This window comes from Sphingomonas panni (assembly GCF_022664435.1).
GTDB classification, from domain to species: domain Bacteria; phylum Pseudomonadota; class Alphaproteobacteria; order Sphingomonadales; family Sphingomonadaceae; genus Sphingomonas; species Sphingomonas panni.
The window spans coordinates 90,015-111,472 of record NZ_JAKREU010000008.1; the positions used below are offsets into that span (position 1 = coordinate 90,015).

Consider the following 21,458-nt stretch of genomic DNA (forward strand, 5'->3'; position numbering starts at 1 on the left):
GCCTAACTCCAGAACCAAAGAAGGAGGCCGACGAAACATGCACCGTAGACTGCCAAATAGGCAAGCTGATGGCTTCGTGGTGCATCCGCAGCCGGAGCTTCAACAGCCGGGATTTCAGACGCCGGCGTCGCGATCACGCCGCCAGAGCCGCTCTGGTCTCGCGTAATCAGGTACTGGGTGAGGTCGTAGGCCATGGCACATTGCTCCCGCCGCAAGGATACAGCGTTTGTTAATGGCCATCAAGGCGTTCGCCGCACCGGAGTTCATAACGAAAACCCGTCAGCGCGACAGGTGTTTGACGGTGCGCTGCTAGGGTTTTCTTGGCTCCTGGTTATGATGATCGGACTCTTCCCGTTGGCAGAGGCATCGTTGAATAGATCACCATCGATAACGATGCCTACGACCATCGCCTTCTTCATCGCCGTCGGCAGCGGCATCTTGCTTCGAAAGCGGCACTCCTGGGTAGGTGTGGTACTCCACATCTACGGGCAGATCGCCATCTGGCTTTCCCTGTTCGTCATGTCGCTCGCTATCGTACTGGCCCTGCTGGGTCACAAATGATCCCATTCTGCCTGATCCTCGGTGACAGCACCGCAGTTGGCACCGCCGCAGCGTTGGCGATGTCGGGCATTCAGTGCGAGACGCGCGCTCGTGTTGGCGCATCTTCCAGTGACGCGCTGCGGTTCTCCCCTGAGACGTTGTCTGCCAGCCTCGTTGTCATAGCTCTCGGTTCGAACGATCCGCGCAGCCCTAAGCTTCTTCGAAATCTGGACGTCATCCGGCGTAGAACCACTGCGTCCCGGGTCGTTTGGATCGCGCCGTATAACCCGGCTGCCTCAGCGATCGTCAGGACTGTTGCCGTGACCTTCGGCGATACGGTCGTGCACCTGGACGCCTTTCGTACACAAGACGGCATCCACCCTGTCAGTTATAGCTCAGTCGCTCAGATGGTGAGTGCGCCACGACCAACACAACGCTCGCCAGGTGCCCGGTCAACCTCACCAAGCGCTCAGCGGCTCGTCCGCCAAGCCGTTGTTGTCACCTTCTAAGCCGTGGCGGGTCTTTGCAACAGGCTGAAGGTCCTCCGCAAAGAGCGTGGTTGGAGCCAAGCACAGCTCGCTGAAAGGCTTCAGATCTCACGGCAAGCGGTCAACGCGATCGAAACGGGGAAGCACGATCCATCGTTGTCTAGCGCGTTCCAGATTGCACGCCTTTTCAGTCGACCGATTGCCGAAATCTTCGGCGACTAGGTCAAGGTTTTCGGTGACGGGACGTAGGGATGTGCCTGGCGCACAACCTCTGCGGCTTTCGCAATGGCGTCGATCTCCTTCATCGTGCCGCTCTGATCAATCCTCCAATTTGACCGGGGATTGAATACGATGGGCAAAGCCGTCACCTCGCCTATCAGCTTTTCCCAGTGCGCTTCGGGCTTGCCAGTGACGCCAGCGAGTAAATGGGCGAGCAGCGCCCGAATATCGTTCGTGTCTTCCGGAGCGTCATGGTTGGCCATTGGTCACCCTTTCTCGCCGTTCTGCGGCAGTCTGAACCGGGAGGGGCTCCTATCGGTTTGCTACCGGCAAACGAAAAGGATGACCATGAGCGACGCATCTCTCGTCAACGTAAACACTGCGACGGCCGAGCAGCTGGATGCTGTTCCCGAGCTCAAAGGCCATGGTTTCGAGATTGTGCGCTACCGTGAGGAGCGCGGCAAGTTCACCGATCTTCGTCAGCTTGATGAGGTGCCCGGCATGGCCGGAAAGGCCGACGGCGGAAGGTCTGCACTGACCGTTGGCGACGCCTGATGCCTTAGCGGCGCAGGATCGGCACCGACGATACAGAAGCATGGCCGCGGCGACCGCATCCTCGGCATCGCAACCGAATGACCTTGGATGCCACGTCGCCGTCGCCATGAAACCGTTCGAGGATTTGGCCTGCCGGCATGTTCATGCTCCGACCGCAGACGCATGCAATCCGCATGTCGGCGCGATCGGCCGCCCATTCACCGAGCGTTTTGTACGGTGCCTCGATCGTCGGCCGTTTGCTCACAGCGGTGACACGTCCTCATACCGTCCCGCCTTGCGAAGCTGGCGAACGATCCCGTTAAACGCGGCCGTCACGCCTTGGGCTCTGCCAATTTCGTTCGTCTGGGATGCTGCATCCCAATAGAGCTCGAGGGGCCAACGTTCAGGGCAGTGGGGTAGAAGACAGCGTAGCGCGAGACGGACTTCCATGCCGTCGACGGTCGTCTCCGAACACCTGGCCACGCCGGCACGCAGGATGTGCACCGACAGCGCGATCACCACGCGCTGGTGCCGAGGCAGCGTCGACACGGATTAGTGGAAGTCGTGCGATTTGAAGCGCGCGACCTCCTCAGGATCCTTACCGTCCGCATGGGGCGGCCAGTATTGGTTGCGCGGCTCGGGCTGCCATCCCTTGTCCCCGCGATCCGGTGAGCCTGGATGTTGGCCCGCATCGCCGCGCCCGGTGCGGTGCGGGAAGGACATATCTCCGACACGGTGGAGCAGGTCGCCATGGTCGACGATCCGGTCGCAGATGACGTGGATCACCTCGCCTTCCTTCTGCACGCGCCCCTTTAGACCGACCATGGAGGCCGACATTACGGTTCGGCGCTGCGCCTCGAAGCGGTCGGGCCAAAGTATGCCGTTGGCGATTCCGGTCTCGTCCTCGATCGTTATGAACAGCACACCCTTCGCGGAACCGGGCTTCTGACGCACAAGGATGATGCCCGCGACTTCGACATGGCGGCCGTCGCGGACGCTGGCGAGATCCGCGCAGCGCGTCACGCCGCGACGTGTCAGCTCGTCACGCACGAACGTCAGCGGATGAGCACGGAGCGACAATTGCAGGTTGCGATAATCCTCGATCACCTCACGGCCATCAGTCAGCGCCCGCAGCTGCACCTCTGGCTCAATGCCTTCCGCGCTCAGTGTCTCGGCCGCGCGGTCAGCCGCGGCAAAGAGCGGCAGCGGAGCCTCGCCGAGCCCCCTCACCTTCCATAGACCCTGCCGGCGATCGGCACCGAAGCTGTGAAAGGCATCGCCGTCCGCCAGCTTCTCGATCGCGGCACGCTGCGCGCCGGATCGGCGCCACACGTCCTCGACGCAGTCATATGCGGTGGTGCTGCGCGCCGAGACGATTTTCGCTCCGTCAGCGTTCGATAGGCCGCGGATTACTCGCAGGCCAAGCCGCACCGCCAAATAACGCCCGCCTGTTCGCTCGAGGGTGCAATCCCACCGGCTCGCATTGACGCAAGGTGGCCGCACCTCGACCCCGTGCTCGCGCGCGTCGCGGACGATCTGTGCGGGCGCGTAGAAGCCCATGGGCTGCGCGTTCATCAGCGCGGCGCAGAACACGTCCGGATGATGGTGTTTCATCCAGCTGCTCGCATAGGAGATCTTGGCGAAGCTGGCGGCGTGGCTCTCGGGGAAGCCGTAGGAGCCGAAGCCCTCAAGCTGGCGGAAGGTGCGCTCCGCGAAGTCGCGGGGATAGCCGCGTGCGACCATGCCCTCGATCAGCTTCTCGCTGAAATGGCTGACCCCGCCGGTGAATTTGAAGGTGGCCATGGCGCGGCGCAGCTGGTCCGCCTCGGCCGGCGTGAAGCCCGCGCCGACGATGGCGACCTTCATGGCTTGCTCCTGAAACAGGGGAACGCCGAGGGTCTTTTCCAACACCGCGCGCAGCTCCGGGCGCGGGTACTCCGGCCGTTCCAGCCCCTCACGCCGGCGAAGGTACGGGTGGACCATGTCACCCTGGATCGGCCCCGGCCGCACGATCGCGACCTGGATCACGAGGTCATAGAAGCGGCGCGGTTTCATGCGCGGCAGCATGCTCATCTGCGCGCGGCTCTCGATCTGGAAGGTGCCGAGCGTGTCAGCCTTCTGGATCATGGCGTAGACGGCCGGGTCATCGTCCTGCAGGTCGGCCAATCCAACCCGAATGCCTTTGTCCTGTTCGAGTAGGTTGAAGGCCCGGTTCATGCAGCCGAGCATGCCGAGGCCGAGGACGTCGACCTTCATGAACTTGAGGGAGTCGATGTCGTCCTTGTCCCACTCGATGATCTGCCGATCCTCCATCGCAGCGGGCTCGATCGGCACTAGGTCGTCAAGGCGATCATGGGTCAGCACGAAGCCGCCCGGGTGCTGCGACATGTGACGCGGCACGCCGATCAGCTTGCGCGCGAGGTCGAGCGTCAGGCGCAGCCGGCGATCGGCGATGTCGAGGTTGAGCTCGTCGACCTGCTTCTCGCCGACGCCTTCGGCCGACCAGCCCCACACAAGGCCGGCGAGCGAGGAGGTCAGGTCCTCAGGCAGCCCAAGCGCCTTGCCGACGTCGCGCACCGCGCCGCGCGCGCGGTATCGCGTCACGACCGCCGTCAGCGCGGAGTGGTTGCGACCGTATGTCTCATAGATCCACTGGATGATCTCCTCGCGGCGCTCATGCTCGAAGTCGACGTCGATGTCGGGCGGTTCGCGGCGCTCCCCCGACACGAAGCGCTCGAACAGCAGCTCATGCTTGATCGGATCGATCGAGGTGACGCCGAGCACGAAGCACACGCAGCTGTTTGCGGCCGAGCCGCGGCCTTGGCAGAGGATCCCGCGCCGACGCGCCTCGCGCACGATGGCGTACACGGTGAGGAAGTACGGTGCGTAGCCTAGCTCGCCGATCAGCCGCATCTCATGCGCGATCTGCGTCGTGTAGGCCTCCGGCACGTTGCCGTCGAACATCCGCTCGACCGCTTCGGTCGCCAGCTTCTCCAAGGCTTCTTGCGCTGACAGCCCTTCGATCAGGCGCTCGTGCGGGTACTGATAGGCCAGCTCGCCAAGGTCGAAAGTGCAGATGCGCGCAATGTCGACGCTGGCCTGTAGCGCGTCCGGATAGGCGCGGAATCGCCGGACCATCTCGTCTGGCGACTTGAGCGCCCGGTCCGCGTTCACCTCCCGGCGATAGCCGAGCTCGTCGACGGTGCATTTCTCGCGCACTGCAGTCACGACGTCCTGCAGCAGTCGTGCCTCGGGCGCATGATAGAGGACGTCGCCTGTCACGACGGCACGGACGCCTGCCCCGCCCGCCTGTCGCGCCAGCGCATCGATGCGGACCGCGTCCCCCGGCCGACGCCGCTGGAACAGGGCCATATAGCCGCGACGCCCGTAGATAGCCTTCAGGTCCTTCAGCGCGGCGACGTTCTCCTCGTCCGCCTCGTGCGGCAGCAGGATGGCGACAACACCCTCGGACCACGGCTCGAGGTCGTGCCAGTGGAGGAGGCACCCGCCCTTGCCCGCCCGCTTCTTGCCGACGGTGAGCAGCCGCGTGATCCTCGACCAGGCGGGCCGGTCGGTCGGATAGAGCAGCAGGCGCCGGCCGCAGGACAGATCGACGCGCGTGCCCGCGATCGAGCGGACGCCTGTGGCTTTCTGCGCCTCCCATGCCCGTACGACACCCCCAACGGTGCCGATGTCGCTGACGCCGATCGCCGGGTAGCCGAGCAGCGCCGCGGCCGCGAACAGCTCCTCCGGCGACGACGCGCCGCGCAGGAGCGAAAAATGGGTGAGCACCTGTAGCTCGACATAGTGGGTCATCCGAAGACCCCGTGCATCCACCAGGACAGGTCGCCCGTATCTTCCTCGAAACCGTCACCGCGGCGGAAGACCCAGTAGCGGCCGCCCGCATCGTCCTCGACACGGTAATAGTCCCGCACCGCCCACACCTCGGCATCGCGGCGCCACCACTCGCCGTGCACGCGCTCGGGGCCGTCGCCGGCAACGATCTTGTAGGTCTTGCCCCGCCACTCGAACCGACGCGGTGGCTGGTCCGGCATCAGCGCCATCACGCGCGCCAGCGGTTCAGGCCGGGCAAAGAGGCGGATCGGGCGCTTCCATGCCGGCCATGATCCTGGCATCTCCACCGGGTCGGAGCGGGTGACGGCCCGCTCCGGCACATGGCTTTCGACGGGCGCAAGCCGGTAGACGGCATAGCCTCCAATCCTGCCGGCGATGACGTCGACGAGGCGCGCCGGGTCCCGCACCAGCGTCTCGCCGGCGAGGACCGCGCCAAGGTCGACCGCATCCAACGGTTCGGTATGCGGCGCGACCAGCCAGAATTGCTCGAGACCCATGCCAGGGTCGATCCGCTCGATCCTGAGCTTCAGGAGCCTGAGAAGGTGCGATACCTCGCGCGTCGGCCGCGACGTGCCGACACCCACGACCTGTTCCGTGCCGTCGACGCGCACGGCCGTGAGGCGGAGTGCCCGTGCGCCCAAGCCTCGCGCCTCCAGGACCTGCGCTAGATCGTTCAGCAGGTCGCCCATAACCTGTTCGATCGCCTCAGCTGTGCCGATCGGCTCAAGGAGGCGACGTTCGACGATCGGAACTTCGGCATCCTCGCGCGGGGTGATTGGCTCGGCCACGGCGCCGAGCGCCTGGTCCAGACGCGTGATCGCCGGCAGGCCGAGCCGACGCGCCAGCGGTCCGCGCGCGACCGGCAGCAGATCCGCTATCGTCTCGAAGCCGAAGCGTTTGGCCGCGCTGATGGCGCTCGGCGCCAGGCGCAATGCGACGATCGGCAGCGGCGAGATCGCACTGGCGGTTGCACCCGGCTCGACGCGGGTCAGCTCGCTGCGGCCGAAGCGAGCGAGGGCATGGGCCGCCCCTGCCGTATCAGCGACGGCCACGCGTGCGGTAAAGCCGGCACGACGGCAGAAGGCGATCAGCCGCCTGCAGAACCGCTCCTCACCACCATGCAGATGCGCGCAGCCAGCAAGGTCGATCCAGAGCCCATCGGCGGGCGTGACAGCAGCAATCGGAGACCAGCGCCGAACCGCGAACAGCGCCAAGCGGTCGAGGAGTGCAGCATCAGCCTCCGGCTCGGCCGGACGGAAATCGAGATCCGATACGAGCGCGCGCGCATGGGTCGCAGCCATACCGGGATGGATGCCAAGCGCCCGTGCGCCTTCGCAGGCAGCAACCACCTCCTCGCGCCGGCCAGCCTTCCCGATAAGCGCCAGAGGTGGAAAGCCATGGGTTTTAATATCCAACGGCGATGCTTTTGGCTCCGGATGCCCTGCGATCACGGTCTTATAGGGGTGGCTTGCTGCCTCCGATCGCCGGCCGAGCTCGCGCATAGGCGGCTGCGCATGTGTTGGCAGCGCCGCGATCTGCGTCTCGACGTCGACGCGGGACGGCAGGCCCTCGCGTGCCCACCGCGCACCTGGCCGCCAACCGCCGCCCCGCGGCACCGAACAGGCGCCGGGGTCGTCATCTACCGGCAGCTCGAGGACAAGCCGTTCAGGCTGCCGCGAAGCGGACCGTTCCAACCGTCTCAGCCGCTCGATGGCCAAGTCCGGCAGGAACAGCGAGACGACCCGTCTCATCGCTGCCCTCCACAATCAGGGAGAAGCCCTCACCACCACGCTGGCGAGCGCATTCCACCGTCCATCTCGCCCTTCCTACACCCGCGACCTCAAGCCGCTCGGACGGTGTGGTGCCGATCCGCCAGCGGGTCCAGGCCGCGGATGGTTCGGCAAGCGGATCCTCGTTGAGTCCGCGTCGACGGCGCAAAAGCAGGACCGGCATGTCAGCCTCGGCCGCGACCAACTGCAGGCGGCGGGTGGCGACCATGGAGACTTTGCTCGCCTCCGCGACGATGGCAGACGGTGTACCGTCGCGCACCGTATCCTCGATCACCGCCAGAAGGGCCGCGTCATCGCGCGGTTGGGCATGGATCACGGCTGCGCTGGGTAAGCCGATCTGCTCCAGCGCCGGCGCATACAGGTCAGCGCGGCAGCTCGCCCACAACACCGGCCCGCCTGTCGCAGCAGCTTCGCGCGCGGCGATGCTGGCGAGGAAGAGGGTCGTCGCCGCGTCGTCGACCATCGTGGCACTCTGTGCCGTCGCCTCGTGTAGCGCGCCCGCGCGAAGGCCCCCTGCCCCGAGCCGCCCGTCGATCGCATCGACACCGAAAGGCATGATGCGGAAGTCGGTCGCGGGTGTGGCGATCGTCCGAAGATGCGCTATGGTCGGCGCTGATGAATCAAGGGCGGCGGGCATAAGGGTTAGACTCTACTCGTTCCCTTTATGTTCCGTTACCGAGCTCTGTTGGTCAAGCCTCGATCCTCTCGGTTCATCGTTTCGCGGTGGAACACCTGCAAAACGGTGTGAAAACAAACGGCGAAAATCAGCTTTCCAAGGCTGGTCGCGTGACTCATAGAAATGCGATGCCGATCCGCGCCGAAAACCGTTGGCTTTACCCGATCGACTGGCAGCAGCTGTCAGGCACGATCCGGTTCGACCGCGCCGGCAGGCGCTGCGAGCAATGCGGTCGGCCGCACCTTCGGCGGGTCGCTCACCTTGGCGATGGACGCTGGTGGGATGCCGATGCGAGGTGTTGGCGGTCAGACCAGGGCAAGCGGGTTTCGATGAAGGGCGGCTTTACGCTGGCGAGCGTCCGGACGACCTATGTCGTGCTGGCATGCGCGCACCTCGATCATGATCCGAGCAACAGCGCCCCGGCTAACCTGCGAGCGCTCTGTCAACGCTGCCACATGATCCACGATGCGGCCGAGCACCGCTGGCAGCGCTGGTGGAATGGGTTTCGGCTGCGGGCGATGCGGGACCTGTATGAGGATCCGCGCATCACCCGCGAGCGACACGCTGCAAGTTAGAGGTCAATGTTTCGGTTCTTCATGGCGTCAGCCGCGATGTCAGCGATCGGCCCTATCCCGCCGACTGCCTCATAGATCACGGTAACATCGTGGTCCTCGAGCTTGTCGAGCATCAGCGCAACCGCTCGGGCGTTCGCCTCATCCAGTACGGTCTTTGTGTCGTCGCTCGTCATGAGTAAGGATTCCGCTCGTTTTTCTAGGGAGCATGAATAGCATGAACATCAGCGAGCTGGCCAAGGGCGTCGCCACGTCGACGGGATCGAGCGAAGCCGACGCCAAGAAGGCGATCACGGCGGTTTTCGATCAGATCGCGGACGCTGCAGCGAAGGGCGATGAAGTCTCGATCCCTGGTTTCGGCAAGTTTGCCGTCAAGGATCGGCCCGAGCGGCAGGGCCGCAACCCGGCGACCGGCGAAGCCATGACGATCGCGGCGTCGAAGAAGGTGTCGTTTACCGCCGCGAAGGGTCTGAAGGACAAGCTCTGACGAACAAGCGCCGGCGATCGTCGCCGGCGCCGATAGGAGGCGCTGATGTGTAATCGGTATCGATTAACGGCGAAGCAGGCCGAGGTGGCTGCGACGTTCGGCATCCGCACCCCCTATGAGGTGGAGGAGACGTTTCCAATTGGCGATATCTTCCCGACGGGGAAGAAGACGCCGTTCTATGGCGCTGTCGTTGTGCAGGATGGCGACGATCGCAGGCTCGAGCGCATGGAGTGGGGCGTGCCGACGCAGGTGCCGAGTAAGCGTGATCCGACGGTAAAGCTGACGAAGTACGTGACCAACGTGCGCAATCTCAGTTCCAGCTTCTGGCGGTCGATGCTGACCACCCCGGCTCGGCGTTGTCTCGTGCCGGTTACGTCGTTCTCTGAATATGGACTCGCGCCTGGTGAGGACGGCAAGAAGCCGCTGCACTGGTTCGACGTGCCCAGCCGACCTGTCTTCGCCTTTGCCGGAATTTGGAGACCGACGGAGCGCGGGAATGCTTATAGTTTTCTTACTACTGAGCCCAACTTCCTAGTCTCGCCTATACACCCCAAGGCAATGCCTGTCATTCTGCATGACGACGATTATGCTCGATGGCTCACTGGCCCCTGGAACGAGTTAGAGCCACTTGTATCTCCGTATCCGGCGCAACTCATGCGCTTAGAATAGCGCTGCACTTGCAAGCGGCCGCGCCGACTTTGCCTTTTATGCGGCACCGTTATGGGGATTTATGAGGCTTCGGCTTGGTAGGCTGCGGATGCGGATGTTGAATAGTGGTCTTCATCACAGTGAGGCCGTCGTCGCTCTTCACCCAATTGGCATTCCCCGATTGATCTATGACAATGATTTGCTGATCCGTCGGCATTGGATAACCAGAAATCCTCGATCCGCCGCTCGTAATAATTGATACGCAATCTGTTCTGCCGCCATTCGCCGCTGGTCTCTTTAGGCCAGCGCAAATCAAGGCACTCGATTTTGCTTCCTTCGCGAGCCGCATGCCCTCTTCGTAACCAACCGAGAGGACTGTACCTGATGCAAAGAAAAGACCGTACAGGATACCGAAGACGATCATGGCAACAAAGGGGCCGGACCCAATTATAATAGGTCCAAAGCAGCCTGCTGCCTTCATACCGTTCATGCCTGCTCGGCTGACCGCCCTTACGCGATGACCAACCTTCCGATCGATCCATCGTATTCTATCGATGATCGCTAGGCAGGTCATGCTTACAGCGCCGCCTAATATGCATATCAAGGTAACCGCCAGAAAGATCGCTGTCGCGGAGGCGTTCAGGATAGCGACTATTCCGGCTATGAAATCGCCAGCCGCAGTCTGGTCCTGCAAGCCGGATGGCAGGCCAAACTCATTGAACAACGAAAGCTGGGATGATTCTCCCACAAATAATATATAGGGAGGTATTAGCAGTGTGACGACTGGAAGCGAAAGGCGCAGGACCTTTACAGCGCGACCGAGGAAGCGCTGCCTTAAATTACCGTGCTGACCGTCTGCTAAAATAGGCACTTCCAGCCCTAACTCCGAAACGTCATATCGGTTCTAGGCGGGGCTACAGACACTCCGCCTCATCGATTTACGCCTATGCAAGTGGTACGGTAAACGCGTCTATAAAGCGATCTGCTGTCAGGTTATGTGTGGCGAGTTGTTGATGTACGGCCGCGGGGTCTCCAAGAACCTCCTCATTCGCCGCTTTAACGAAGTCCAAAAAGCTATCTCTAAGTAGCCGAAGCCGGTGCCCATCTATGACCCGGCAATCCGGTATAGCAGTGGCCTGCGGCCCTACATACGAGAGTGGATGAATGATAATCGGGATAAATGGCTCGGTATCCCCATATCGGTCTTTGAACCACTCGATTGATTGGCCGAGTTGGCCGAGGTCGCGCTTTTTTATGCCTTCCTCGGATCCAGCCTCATTTTTGCATTCTATGACCAGAAACTCCCTCCCTGGTAGCCGCCAGAGATTATCCGGACCTTCCTGATAGTCCTCCTCTGGCCGCTGCGAGAGCATCCCGATTGCTAGACCAAGCTGACGCACAGCCTCCTCAAAACGTTTGTAAGGCACGCGCTTAAAGGCAAGATCCTCCTTGACGTCCGTCGCGAAAAAGATCCGATCCTGATGCTCAAGACGGCGGGTCCGCAGGTAACGTATTGCAGACACAGCCTGAGCTTCGTTCACTGTTGAGAGGCGTTCATAGCTAAGCGCTTCGAGTGGGCGGGTTACGCTCCGGTTCAAAGCGTAGGCCGCCTTGGTTATTTTCTGCGCCTCTGCCCGATCGTGAAAGTGCGTAAGCTGCGCAAGGCGGCTCATCAACCAGGCCTTATTGTCATCGTCCGTTGCTGAGGTCACCACAGGTTGCAGCGTTGCGACTGCTCCCCTCGTATCGCCATCTCGAGCCAAGTCGATTGCGGATCGCAGGGTCACCTGCGTGCGGTCAAAGCGCAATTCATTTGATCCCTCGGCTTTCAGCAGTGCCGACCGCGCTGATTTTCGCCACCCGTCGTGCCTGCTCAGACAGTGGTCGACGACTTGAGCGACCTTTCCGATATCGATTGTCCCGCCCGCCGCCTTCTCGACCTGTTTCGCGAGTTTTAGAGAAAGGTCGAGCTGCGCACTCGTCGCGGCGGTAAGCATCGCCTTTCCGTCCGCAGAAAGAAGCCTCTCCGTCAACTTCGAGCCGAACAGGATGACGGCGCAAAAGTCGTCAATTGATCTCACGCCACGACCCATGCCTTGCTCTATCCGCTGCACCTGCCGGTGCAGAGTGACACCGGACGCGCTCAGCACTGTCATGTCCGCGCGTTCTACCAGCGATGCAGCCTCTGGCAGACCTACAATAGCGAGAACGCGGCACGCGTCGTCCGGGAGATCGATGCCGTCATATCTGTTCACAAGCACCGTCATACCGACGTGCGATTGCCTGAGCTTCGCGACACCGTCAGCAACATCATCGCCCATCAATATTTGGTCGGCGTGGTTAGCCCATTCCTCAGAAGCTGCTTTCGATGGAACAATAACGACGACGTTATGCTCCTTTGAAAGCTCCTTCAACATACCGCTGACGTCGTTGAACGTTATGTCCTTGTTGAGCTGTTGCGGCATCAAAATCATCCGCTCGCCCATTGTCGCGGAAGGCGTGGTTACCGCCACCTCCAGAACGTCAGGGTCTGCTCCAAAGTGAGTGGCTAGGATAGTGTCATCAGAGAGCGTCGCGGTCATGTAGATGCGCCGTTTGGCACGCCTAAAGGGGTTGACCAGGTCTGCCCAGGGATAGACGGCAGAAATCTCCATCTCTTGGCCGCCTATTATCACCCGGCAGAGCGCGAGGCCTTCGCCAAGGAATGGGACGACGTATTTGAAGGGCTTTTCGCTCTCGGCGTTGACTAACTCTGTCAGTAGTTCATCTGCAGCATCTTTGAGCGCCCAGTAGGGCACCTCAACGTAATCGCTGTGATCGTTAGCTTTAATCCGTTTGAGGCTGCGTGGGCTTTGTTGGTTGATTGCCTCCTCGAACCTGTTGAGAGCCCATTCGTAAACGGGATGGCTGGACGGGATCGTTAGCCGGAATTGCCGCTCAAGAGTGCGCAGGCATGCATGTGCATCGTCCACGACGATGGCGCCTATGGGGATCTTCTCGCCCTCTTTGGCGACGCCAAACACTGACATGCCATTAAAGACGTGATAGATGCTTGTAACGAGGATCTTAGAGCCGGCTTTGACATCAGGGTCCCGGGTGGCCGTAGAAACGGCGATACCCAAGCGATCTGCCTCCCATACTACTTGGTCGACTAGAAGGTTATCCGCGCATACAAATACGGCCGGATAAATTCCCTCATTAATCGAGCTTTGCAGAGCGAGCAGTCCGACGGTCGTCTTTCCGGATCCTACATTAAGCTTGATGACAGTGTCTTTAGACGTTCTCCGGGAGAACCACCCGTCGAGTACGTCCCGTTGAACATCCCGAAGAAAATCGAAATCCTTATGTTTGTCGAGGGTCTGGAATATCTCACGCGGGTTAATAGGTGCGACCTCGTCGTCATCCAGCAGCGCATCAAAGTCGATATCCATAAGGCACCCTCTTCCGATTAGAGTAGAGGACTCGCATTGATTACGCCTGCCCTGCAATGGGTAAATGTCTCTGCCTGGCTTCAATGTGTGCGGTCTGGTATGGGTATACCCTCTGCGTTCCTACTCTGGCCGGTCCGATTTCCGCCAAAATTGGACGTCATAAATTTGGCTCGGGTTGGCCCTTTGGTCCGCCTGAAGTCCTAACCAAGGAGGACCAAAGGGCACCCTACCAAACGGCACCGCAGAGCTCCTTTGAGGATTGAAGCTCTGCCTTATGTGCGCTCGCAAGACGGTGTCGGCGCGTTGAATTTACTGCTGGCGACTGTCCTACAAACGATAGGCCCGCGAGACAGTCGGGTGCTCCACCTCGATGCTTGGACACATGGGTGAGGTTATGTCTTAATCCTCGCTCTATGTAGATTCGTTTCAATGCGGCGTCGAACACCGCCTGGTACCGATCAGCGGCCAAGCGTTATGGGTTTGCGTGTGTTCATTGACGGGTATGCCACAGTCCTCGTGGCACACCTCACATTTCAATCGAACTATAATTTTCGAAGGCATTCTAGAAAGGGTAAGCGGGTGCTGTTCCCTTGATGGTCGTCCACTGCCAATGCGTAAACTCTTCCCAGTTCGCCGGGCCGCCGATCGATGTTCCGTTACCAGATGCTCCGACACCACCGAAAGGGTTAACGACGTCGTCGTTCACGGTTTGGTCGTTGATGTGGACCAGACCCGCCTGAAGGCGGTCACCAATGGCCATACCGCGTCCAACGTCGCGGGTGATGATCGCCGCGGACAGGCCGTATTCAGTGTCGTTGGCGAGCGCGATCGCCTGTTCATCACTCTCGAACGGTACGACAACCGCCACAGGCCCGAAGATTTCGTCGCTGAACGCAGGCATGTCCTTGCTTACCCCTGTCAGCACGGTCGGCTTGAAAAACAAACCATCGGACGTGCCACCCGCAGCTACCTTCGCACCTTGGGCAACGCTTCCATCTAGGACCTTGCGGGCGTGGTCGGCTTGCGTCTGGTTGATGAGCGGTCCAACCGCGACCTGCCCGGACATTGGATCGCCCACCGGCAGCGCTTCCGCGTGAGCTACGAGGCGCTTGGTGAACTCCTCGACGATGGTCGCATGCACCAGCACCCGCCCTGCAGACATGCAAATCTGTCCCTGATGAAGATAGCTCGCCCATGAGGCATTCTTGGCTGCCAGTTCGAGATCCGCGTCTTCGAGGACGATCAAAGAATTTTTACCGCCAAGTTCCAGCGAGACCTTTTTCAGGTTTTCGCTGGCCGTCTTGCCTACCATCCGACCAGCGGCGGTAGATCCAGTAAATTGAATCATGGCGACGTTCGGATCACGGCACAGCGCCTCGCCCGCGTCGCCGCGTCCCGGCAGTACCTGGAGGACGCCATTTGGTAGACCCGCAAGCTCGAACAACCGGGCGATCACGAAGCCGCCACAAATGGACGTGCGCGGATCGGGTTTTAGCACAACTGCATTGCCGACCGCGATCGCTGGTGCGACTGCGCGCATCGCCAGATAGAGCGGAAAGTTGAACGGGGCGATGATGCCTACGACGCCTAACGGTCGGCGACGGGCGAGGCTGATGCGCCCACGCTCGCTCGGCAGCACAAGCCCCTGCGCTTGCTGTGGCATGGCACCCGCAAGCGAGATCGACTTGATGGTTATAGACAGTTCGAATTCGGCCTTCGCTCTGACCGATCCACTCTCGCGCATGATCCACTCGACGATCTCGTCCCACCGCTCGGTTGCAACCTGCACAACCTTTGGAAAAACGGCTGCCCGATTATCCGGAGTATCGGAGGCCCATGCCTTCTGAGCGGCGCGCGCACTCGCGGCAGCCGCCGCGATGTCGTCGGGGCTGGCGATGCCGATCTTGCCTAACGTCGCTCCCGTTGCAGGTTCTTGAACGTCTGTCGTTGTCGACAGCGTTGTCCAGCTCCCGGTGAACGCCCCGCCGCTAAGCTGCTCGTCTCCGATCAGTTTTGTGCTGTCCGTCACTTCCGCTCTCCTAGCTTTTCGTTTGGCATAGCGTACCTTCGATCAACATCGGGCCGCAAAGACCGTTGAGGTCGCTCACCGATACCCAGTGGATATGATGACCCTAATTTAGGCGTTGTTTTCGGTCTACAAGCCAATTGGTGGTACGCAGGCGACCGTGGCGAGCTACCGTCAGGGTATTGGATAGATACAAGATCTGTATTGGACGGCAGTCGACTCTCGTCATTACGCTCCTGAAATCGACACGCACGAAAAGCGGCGATGCGTTCGGCTGGAGCCGAAGCGACACGATGCGGCGCCATTGCCGCAAGGAGAGGATTGATGAACGACGACGCGAGCATTCGGGCGCTCAACGCAGTCCTCGCCGCTGAGGATGGCTTGATGCAGGGGCGGCTCGAGCGGCGTGACTTCTTGCGAGTTGCCGCAATGGCGGGAATCGCTTCCACAACTGCTGTGAGCCGGGCCGCATTCGCGCAGGCCGCCCGCGAAAATCAGCTTCAGCTTGGCGCGGCACTCCAAAAGCAGTACGATTATATCGTTTGTGGCGCCGGTTCGTCCGGGTCGGTTGTCGCGCGCCGTCTCGCTGAAAACCCGGCGGTCAAAGTGCTGCTTCTTGAGGCAGGCGGCAGCGATCAGGTGCCGAGCGTTACCAATCCTGGCGTTTGGTTCACAAACCTCGGTAGCGAGCGGGACTGGGGCTTCAAGGGCGCGCCAAATCCCAAGATCAACAATCGCGAAATCCCATTATCGATGGGCAAGGTCCTGGGCGGCGGATCGTCGATCAACGTTATGATCTGGTCGCGTGGTCACAAGAACGACTGGGACTATTTCGCGAGTGAGTCCGGTGATCCGCGCTGGAGCTACGAGAACGTGCTCGGAATTTACCGCCGCATTGAGGATTACCAAGGTCCTGCCGATGCGCACCGACGAGGCAAGGGTGGTCTTGTATATGTCGGCGAAACACCAAATCCTTCGCCCATTGCGCCCGCGATGCTCGCATCGTGCAAAGGCGTTGGGATCCCGACTTTCCCTGATCAGAACGCCATCCTGATGGAGGGCGTCGGCGGGGCTGCGATCCCCAACGTTCGCTACAAGCCCGGCGAGCGCCTCAACGTGTTCAGCACCTATGTCCGGCCGATTCTGGATCGGCCGAACATCACGGTCCTCACGCAGGCGACGATCCGCAAGCTCACCACCAAGGGCACGCGCGTCACTGGGGTCGAGTTCACCCATGGCGGAAAGCTGATGACCATCGGTGCGACGCGCGAGGTAATTCTTTCGACCGGCGCGATCAACACGCCCAAGATCCTGATGCAGTCGGGCATCGGCGAGGCGGCGCAGCTTCGCAAATTCGGCATTCCTGTCGTCGCGGACCTCCCGGGTGTCGGCAAGAACTTCCAGGATCACGTGATGATCGCGGGTTGCGTCTGGGAGTACAAAGAGCCGATCGCGCCGCGCAACAATGCCGCCGAGGCAACTTTCTTTTGGAAGAGTGACTCCAAGCTCGACACGCCGGATTTGCAGCCGTTCCAGATCGAGATTCCCTACGTGAGTGAAGTCACGGGCAAGCAGTACAACCCGCCTGCTGGAAGCTGGTCGCTATCACCTGCCGTGGTGCGTCCGAAGAGCCGCGGTGAGATCACCATCACCGGTGCGGACCCCAGTTCCCCGGTCAACATTGCGGCAAATACCTTCGCTGAGCCCGATGACATGACGGCAATGCTCCGTTGCATCGAGCTTTGCCGCGAGATCGGCAATACCGGTCCACTCGCGGCTTTCAACAAGCGGGAGGTTATGCCGGGGAAGATCACTGGCGCCGACCTCCAGGACTTCGCCCGCAACGCGGCGGTGACCTACTGGCACCAGAGCTGCACCGCCAAGATGGGTCGGGATAACATGTCCGTCGTGGACGGGCAGTTGCGCGTTCACGGCATCCAGGGCCTCCGCATCGCGGACGCCTCGATCATGCCTCGCGTAACGACCGGCAATACCATGGCAGGCTGCGTCATCATCGGGGAGCAGGCTGCCAGCGCCATCACCGCCTAAACGAACACGATCAAAAAAGAGGGGAATGCACCATGCCGATTTCGGCAACGATCCGTGGCGTCCTGGCGACGTCCGCCGCCCTGCTGGGCTTTGCTGCCGCCATACCCGTTCAAGCTCAGACAGCGGTCGACCCCGGTGACTACACGGCGCTACCCCCCGGCACCGACCTCGCGCTGGTCTACGGCCAGTTCATCAACCGCGACAAGCTCAAGCTTCCAGGCGGCGGGGAGCTGAAGGACGACACCAATCTCAACACATCGGTCGCGCTGCTGCGCTACGTCCACTTCACGAAACTCGGGCCGTTCGTCGTCGATCCGCAAATCATCGTACCGGTGGGGTCGGTCCATGATGCTCGGGTTGGTGGGCAGAATCTGGGATCATCCACCGGTATCGGAGACGTTCTCGTCTTTGCGACGATCTGGTTTGTTAACAAGCCGAGCGATAACTATTCGACGTATCTCGGCTTCTCGCCGATCGTGGGTATCCCTACCGGGACGTACGACCGCAACAAGGCCGTCAACTTCGGCAATAATCGGTGGTCGTTCGATCCGCAGATTGGCTTCATCCAGGGGCTAGGCAAGAACGTCACCCTCGATCTCTACGGCGACGTGAACTTCTTCACGGTCAACAATGACGTCGGCGCGCTCAGCCAGCGGTTGACGAAGAAGCCCGTCTACCATGTCCAGAGCTGGCTTCGGTACGCCTTGCCCGACAAGAAGACGACGATCGCCATCGGCACCGCGAGTATGTGGGGAGGCAAGGAGCACCTCGACGGCGTCTATACCGGTCAGCGCTCTGAGCGTCAGCAGATTAGACTGGCGATCCAAAAATTCGTCGCGCCGAAGTGGCAGCTCGAGCTGATCGGCGGACGTGACGTACAATCACGAGAGGGCTTCAACGAAGCTGCCCGAATTCAGGTGCGGGTCCTAAAAATCCTCTGACCGACCCTGCGGAACCAAGCTCGAAGCCGAGGTGGGCCGGTCGCTGCGGCGATCGACCCACCTTCCTTATGTTCCCCCAGCGTCAATCTGCCAACTTCGCGCCGCTGAAGCCTCGGTGGTTGCCTCAACGCGTGAACACCCCTGAGCTATTGGAGGGCGCCAGCGACCACCTCGGTTGCGACTCCGCGCTGCTGCCGCATTCGCACTTCCGGCTTTGCAGGCGCCCCGCCCCGTGCGCGAACTCGCAAGCGTGGGGGGGGCATATCCAGCGCCGCCGACGAACGTTCCAAAGGGCTCACCCGCTTCTACAGATCATTGGTGTGCCATCGATTTACATACCATGCCGGTATCGGCTAAGAATTCTTTGGCGGGGGCATACTTGATATTCCCGAAAGACTGATTTGCCTTGTTGGTGTCACCGACCTCCTAGGTATCGATCGCATACCTCATCTGTATTGGACGTTCGGAAAGACTTCTTCCTAACTTTCGTCAACGAACGCGTTCTGACCGGGCGGAGCCCCGGCAGTCGAGCGAACGGGGAGGAAATACATGAAGGCTCATCGAAGCTACACGGCGACCATCCGCCGAACTGTGTCCAGCACGGCACTCGCGATCGGTCTTGGCGTGGTTCCCGCCCCTGCCTTGGCACAGACCACCATTCCCGCCCAAACGCCACCGGAACAGCCCGTCGTTGAGGCGGGCACCTCGGCAGCACAGGCCGCGCCGGCCCCGGCGGCCTCCGCCCCACCCGTACAGCAGTCCGACCCCATCGCCGAGGAACCTGGAGGCATTGGCGACATCGTCGTGACGGCGCGCCGTCGCGAGGAGAGCATCCAGAACGTCCCTATTTCCGTCGCGGCGTTCGGGGGCAGCGCGCTCGCCGAGCGTCAGATCGACTCCTCCGACAAGCTCACCCAGCTCGCTCCCAATGTCCAATTCAGCGCGGTTGCGCCCGCATCCGGCAACAGCTCGTCCTCCGCGATTTTCATCCGCGGCGTCGGTCAGACCGACTTCCTGGCCTCGACCGATCCCGGCGTTGGCTTCTACGTCGACGGCGTCTACTTCGCACGCGCCAGTGGAACCGCCATATCGCTACTTGATGTTGAGCGCGTCGAGGTGCTCCGCGGCCCGCAGGGGACGCTGTTCGGTCGCAACACCGTCGGCGGTGCCATCCAGGTCTTCTCCGCGCGCCCAAACTTCTCCGGCGTGTCCGGCAACGTTGGCTGGACGCTCGGTGACTATAAGCGCGCGGATCTGCGCGGCGTCCTCAACCTCCCGGTGAGCGAGACGCTGGCGGTACGGTTCGCGGCCACCAAGCGCATCCGCGACGGCTACGTCACCAACATCCTCGACGGACGCGACTTCGGTGACGTCAACACATTTGCGGCCCGTGCAAGCCTGCTGTGGAAGCCGAGTGACAAGTTCGAGGCGCTGCTGATCGGCGACTACACCAAGGACGACGTGAACGGGTCGCCGACCGTCTTCGGCGGGATCAACACCAGCGCCGCGTTCGTCCGCTTCGCCTCGGTAATCGCGGGTTGTCCCGGCTTCGCGCTGACGAACCCCGTCACGCCGGTGCCGGAGAACAACGATCGCCGCTGCGCCAACAACCAGTACTCGGCCCTCGGCCCCTTCAAGGTCGCCTCCAACGCGCCCAGCCGGTCCGAGCTGGAGATGTACGGCATCGGCCTGACACTCCAGTACGACGTCGCCGACTGGCTGACCGTCAAGTCGATCACTGCCTATCGCGAGACCAACCCTTTCTCGATCCGCGACGCCGACAACACGCCGCTGCGCATCCTCGAGACCGTCAACCAGGACAACATAAAGCAGTTCACCCAGGAGCTGCAGTTCCTTGGCGAGACCCCCAACGGCCGCCTCAAGTACCAATTCGGCGCCTACTATTTTCGCGAGACCGACTACCAGTTCTACCCGGTCTTCCTCCCGTCGCAGATCAGCGCCACCACCGGCGAGGAACTGCGCGTCGGCGGCCTCAACAACAACGCCGACATCAAGAATGAATCGCTGGCGATCTTTACGCAGGAGTCCTTCGCGATCACGGACAAGCTGAACCTGACGGTCGGCCTCCGCTACACCCGCGACAAGAAGGAGGCCACGCCGTTCGAGACCGCCGCCGTCAGCGGCTACGGCTACACGAACGTCGGCTACAACGTGGCCTATCCCGCGCCGCTGAACGCCCAGAACGTCTGCCTCGGGCCGCAGCGCACGGGCGCGGTGGCCGCGACCTGCACCGGCTCCCGGACCTTCCTCTTCAACCCGGTCCTCAACTCGAAGACCAACAGCAAGTTCACGCCCGCGGCGACGCTGCAATATCAGTGGACACCGGAGCTCATGACCTATGCGAGCTACTCGCAGGGCTTCAAGAGCGGCGGCTTCAACACCCGCATCGTGCAGCCCGTCATCTCGCCCAACGCGCCGACGGGTCGGGAATTTCTGCCCGAATTCGACCCCGAGCAGGTGACGTCGTACGAGATCGGCGGCAAGCTGCTCATCGGCCGCACGCTCCGGCTTTCCGCCGCAGCCTTCAAGTCGAAATACAAGGACATCCAGATCGTTGTGCGCGAGGGCGTCGCCCCGGTCGTGCGCAACGCCGGCGAGGCGACGATCAATGGCTTCGAGGTCGAAGGAACCGTCAGCCCGATCGGTCCGCTGCTGATCAATTTCGGCGTCGGATACACGGATTTTGGCTACGACAGCTTCACGAACGCGCTCAATGCCGGGCAGGCGAACCTTGCGCCTGGCGCGCTAGGTCGCGTCGACCTCGACGACATGCAGGCCTATACGCCGAAGTGGAGCCTCAACGGCGGGTTCGCCTACCGCATCCCGTTGAGCTCGGGTTCGCTCACTCCGCGCGTCGACGTCGCGTACCGCAGCAAGACCTACTTCGACGCGCCGAACACCGAGCAGATCGCCCAGAACAAGTATGCGCTGGTCAACGCGACCTTGCGTTACGCCGACCGGGCCGACCGCTACAGCATCGCTGCGGGCGTCACCAATCTGACCAACAAGGCCTATATTGGCAGCGGCAATTCGTCCCTCACCGCAGCATCCGGCTATGCCGAGGTGACGTACGGCCCGCCGCGCATGTTCACGGTCGAAGGCACGATCAATTTCTGAACCCTCTCTCCACGGGCAAGTGTCCGGTAGGTCCCGGTCGCTTCCCGACCTCGTTACGGTCGCC

At 61.6% G+C, this 21,458-nt stretch carries 19 protein-coding genes; 9 read left to right on the plus strand and 10 right to left on the minus strand.

What is annotated here, in order from left to right; genetic code table 11:
* Window positions 1-2: 2 nt before the first annotated feature.
* Window positions 3-194 (minus strand): hypothetical protein, encoded by a 192-nt coding sequence (locus MF609_RS15420; RefSeq protein ID WP_156442303.1) that lies wholly within the window; start codon window positions 192-194, stop codon window positions 3-5.
* A gap of 199 nt (window positions 195-393) precedes the next feature.
* Between MF609_RS15420 and MF609_RS15425 the strand changes: the two genes are divergently transcribed.
* Together MF609_RS15425 and MF609_RS15430 are read left to right on the plus strand one after the other, a co-directional pair.
* On the plus strand, window positions 394-561 hold the full coding sequence (locus tag MF609_RS15425) for a hypothetical protein (RefSeq protein WP_242417101.1): 168 nt from the start codon (window positions 394-396) through the stop codon (window positions 559-561).
* Between the two features lie 491 nt (window positions 562-1,052).
* Window positions 1,053-1,250 carry a helix-turn-helix transcriptional regulator gene (locus MF609_RS15430; protein WP_082731336.1) on the plus strand — a complete coding sequence of 66 codons (198 nt, stop codon included), beginning with the start codon at window positions 1,053-1,055 and terminating at the stop codon, window positions 1,248-1,250.
* Here the strand turns inward: MF609_RS15430 and MF609_RS15435 are convergent.
* Window positions 1,247-1,510 carry a hypothetical protein gene (locus MF609_RS15435; RefSeq protein ID WP_066773505.1) on the minus strand — a complete coding sequence of 88 codons (264 nt, stop codon included), beginning with the start codon at window positions 1,508-1,510 and terminating at the stop codon, window positions 1,247-1,249. The genes MF609_RS15430 and MF609_RS15435 overlap by 4 nt on opposite strands.
* Before the next feature lie 85 nt (window positions 1,511-1,595).
* Between MF609_RS15435 and MF609_RS15440 the strand changes: the two genes are divergently transcribed.
* Entirely contained in the window at window positions 1,596-1,802 is a 207-nt protein-coding gene (locus tag MF609_RS15440; protein WP_066773553.1) for a helix-hairpin-helix domain-containing protein, read from the plus strand.
* A 240-nt stretch (window positions 1,803-2,042) separates the two neighbouring features.
* On the opposite strand, the gene MF609_RS15445 is transcribed toward MF609_RS15440, so the two are convergent.
* Genes MF609_RS15445 through MF609_RS15460 form a run of 4 tightly spaced genes read right to left on the minus strand, consistent with a single transcriptional unit; the run spans window position 2,043 to window position 8,063 of the window.
* Window positions 2,043-2,330 (minus strand): hypothetical protein, encoded by a 288-nt coding sequence (locus tag MF609_RS15445; RefSeq protein WP_058745473.1) that lies wholly within the window; start codon window positions 2,328-2,330, stop codon window positions 2,043-2,045.
* Between the two features lie 3 nt (window positions 2,331-2,333).
* The gene (locus tag MF609_RS15450) at window positions 2,334-5,597 is read right to left on the minus strand and encodes an error-prone DNA polymerase (RefSeq protein ID WP_066773501.1); all 3,264 of its coding nucleotides are present in this window, start codon (window positions 5,595-5,597) and stop codon (window positions 2,334-2,336) included.
* Window positions 5,594-7,387: a DNA polymerase Y family protein gene (locus MF609_RS15455; protein ID WP_242417102.1), complete on the minus strand. Its 1,794-nt coding sequence runs from the start codon at window positions 7,385-7,387 to the stop codon at window positions 5,594-5,596. The genes MF609_RS15450 and MF609_RS15455 overlap by 4 nt, the downstream gene beginning before the upstream one ends.
* Window positions 7,302-8,063, minus strand: coding sequence for an ImuA family protein (locus tag MF609_RS15460; protein WP_183937299.1), 762 nt, complete (start codon window positions 8,061-8,063; stop codon window positions 7,302-7,304). Before MF609_RS15460 ends, MF609_RS15455 begins: the two co-directional genes overlap by 86 nt.
* 86 nt (window positions 8,064-8,149) lie before the next feature.
* Here MF609_RS15460 and MF609_RS15465 point away from each other — a divergent pair, with 86 nt between their 5' ends.
* Complete coding sequence (locus tag MF609_RS15465; RefSeq protein WP_242417103.1) at window positions 8,150-8,677, plus strand: hypothetical protein; 528 nt, start codon at window positions 8,150-8,152, stop codon at window positions 8,675-8,677.
* On the opposite strand, the gene MF609_RS15470 is transcribed toward MF609_RS15465, so the two are convergent.
* The gene (locus MF609_RS15470; RefSeq protein ID WP_156442302.1) at window positions 8,674-8,850 is read right to left on the minus strand and encodes a hypothetical protein; all 177 of its coding nucleotides are present in this window, start codon (window positions 8,848-8,850) and stop codon (window positions 8,674-8,676) included. The genes MF609_RS15465 and MF609_RS15470 overlap by 4 nt on opposite strands.
* A gap of 41 nt (window positions 8,851-8,891) precedes the next feature.
* Between MF609_RS15470 and MF609_RS15475 the strand changes: the two genes are divergently transcribed.
* Complete coding sequence (locus MF609_RS15475) at window positions 8,892-9,161, plus strand: HU family DNA-binding protein (RefSeq protein ID WP_066773491.1); 270 nt, start codon at window positions 8,892-8,894, stop codon at window positions 9,159-9,161.
* 45 nt (window positions 9,162-9,206) lie between these two features.
* On the plus strand, window positions 9,207-9,830 hold the full coding sequence (locus MF609_RS15480) for an SOS response-associated peptidase (protein ID WP_082731335.1): 624 nt from the start codon (window positions 9,207-9,209) through the stop codon (window positions 9,828-9,830).
* A 49-nt stretch (window positions 9,831-9,879) separates the two neighbouring features.
* Here MF609_RS15480 and MF609_RS15485 read toward each other — a convergent pair whose 3' ends face one another.
* The 3 genes from MF609_RS15485 to MF609_RS15495 form a co-directional block, all read right to left on the minus strand.
* On the minus strand, window positions 9,880-10,299 hold the full coding sequence (locus MF609_RS15485; protein WP_242417104.1) for a hypothetical protein: 420 nt from the start codon (window positions 10,297-10,299) through the stop codon (window positions 9,880-9,882).
* Between the two features lie 454 nt (window positions 10,300-10,753).
* A complete protein-coding gene (locus MF609_RS15490) occupies window positions 10,754-13,240 on the minus strand; it encodes a DEAD/DEAH box helicase (protein WP_184116618.1) in 2,487 nt (828 codons plus the stop codon).
* Window positions 13,241-13,802: 562 nt separating this feature from the next.
* Window positions 13,803-15,269, minus strand: a complete 1,467-nt coding sequence (locus MF609_RS15495) for a benzaldehyde dehydrogenase (RefSeq protein ID WP_022676122.1) — start codon at window positions 15,267-15,269, stop codon at window positions 13,803-13,805.
* Between the two features lie 321 nt (window positions 15,270-15,590).
* On the opposite strand from MF609_RS15495, the gene MF609_RS15500 reads away from it, so the two are divergent.
* The 3 genes from MF609_RS15500 to MF609_RS15510 all read left to right on the plus strand — a co-directional run bounded on the left by MF609_RS15500 (window position 15,591) and on the right by MF609_RS15510 (window position 21,394).
* Window positions 15,591-17,315: a GMC family oxidoreductase gene (locus MF609_RS15500; RefSeq protein WP_066667186.1), complete on the plus strand. Its 1,725-nt coding sequence runs from the start codon at window positions 15,591-15,593 to the stop codon at window positions 17,313-17,315.
* 32 nt (window positions 17,316-17,347) lie between these two features.
* The gene (locus MF609_RS15505) at window positions 17,348-18,256 is read left to right on the plus strand and encodes a transporter (RefSeq protein ID WP_066667187.1); all 909 of its coding nucleotides are present in this window, start codon (window positions 17,348-17,350) and stop codon (window positions 18,254-18,256) included.
* 642 nt (window positions 18,257-18,898) lie between these two features.
* Window positions 18,899-21,394: a TonB-dependent receptor gene (locus tag MF609_RS15510; RefSeq protein WP_183937294.1), complete on the plus strand. Its 2,496-nt coding sequence runs from the start codon at window positions 18,899-18,901 to the stop codon at window positions 21,392-21,394.
* Window positions 21,395-21,458: the final 64 nt, after the last annotated feature.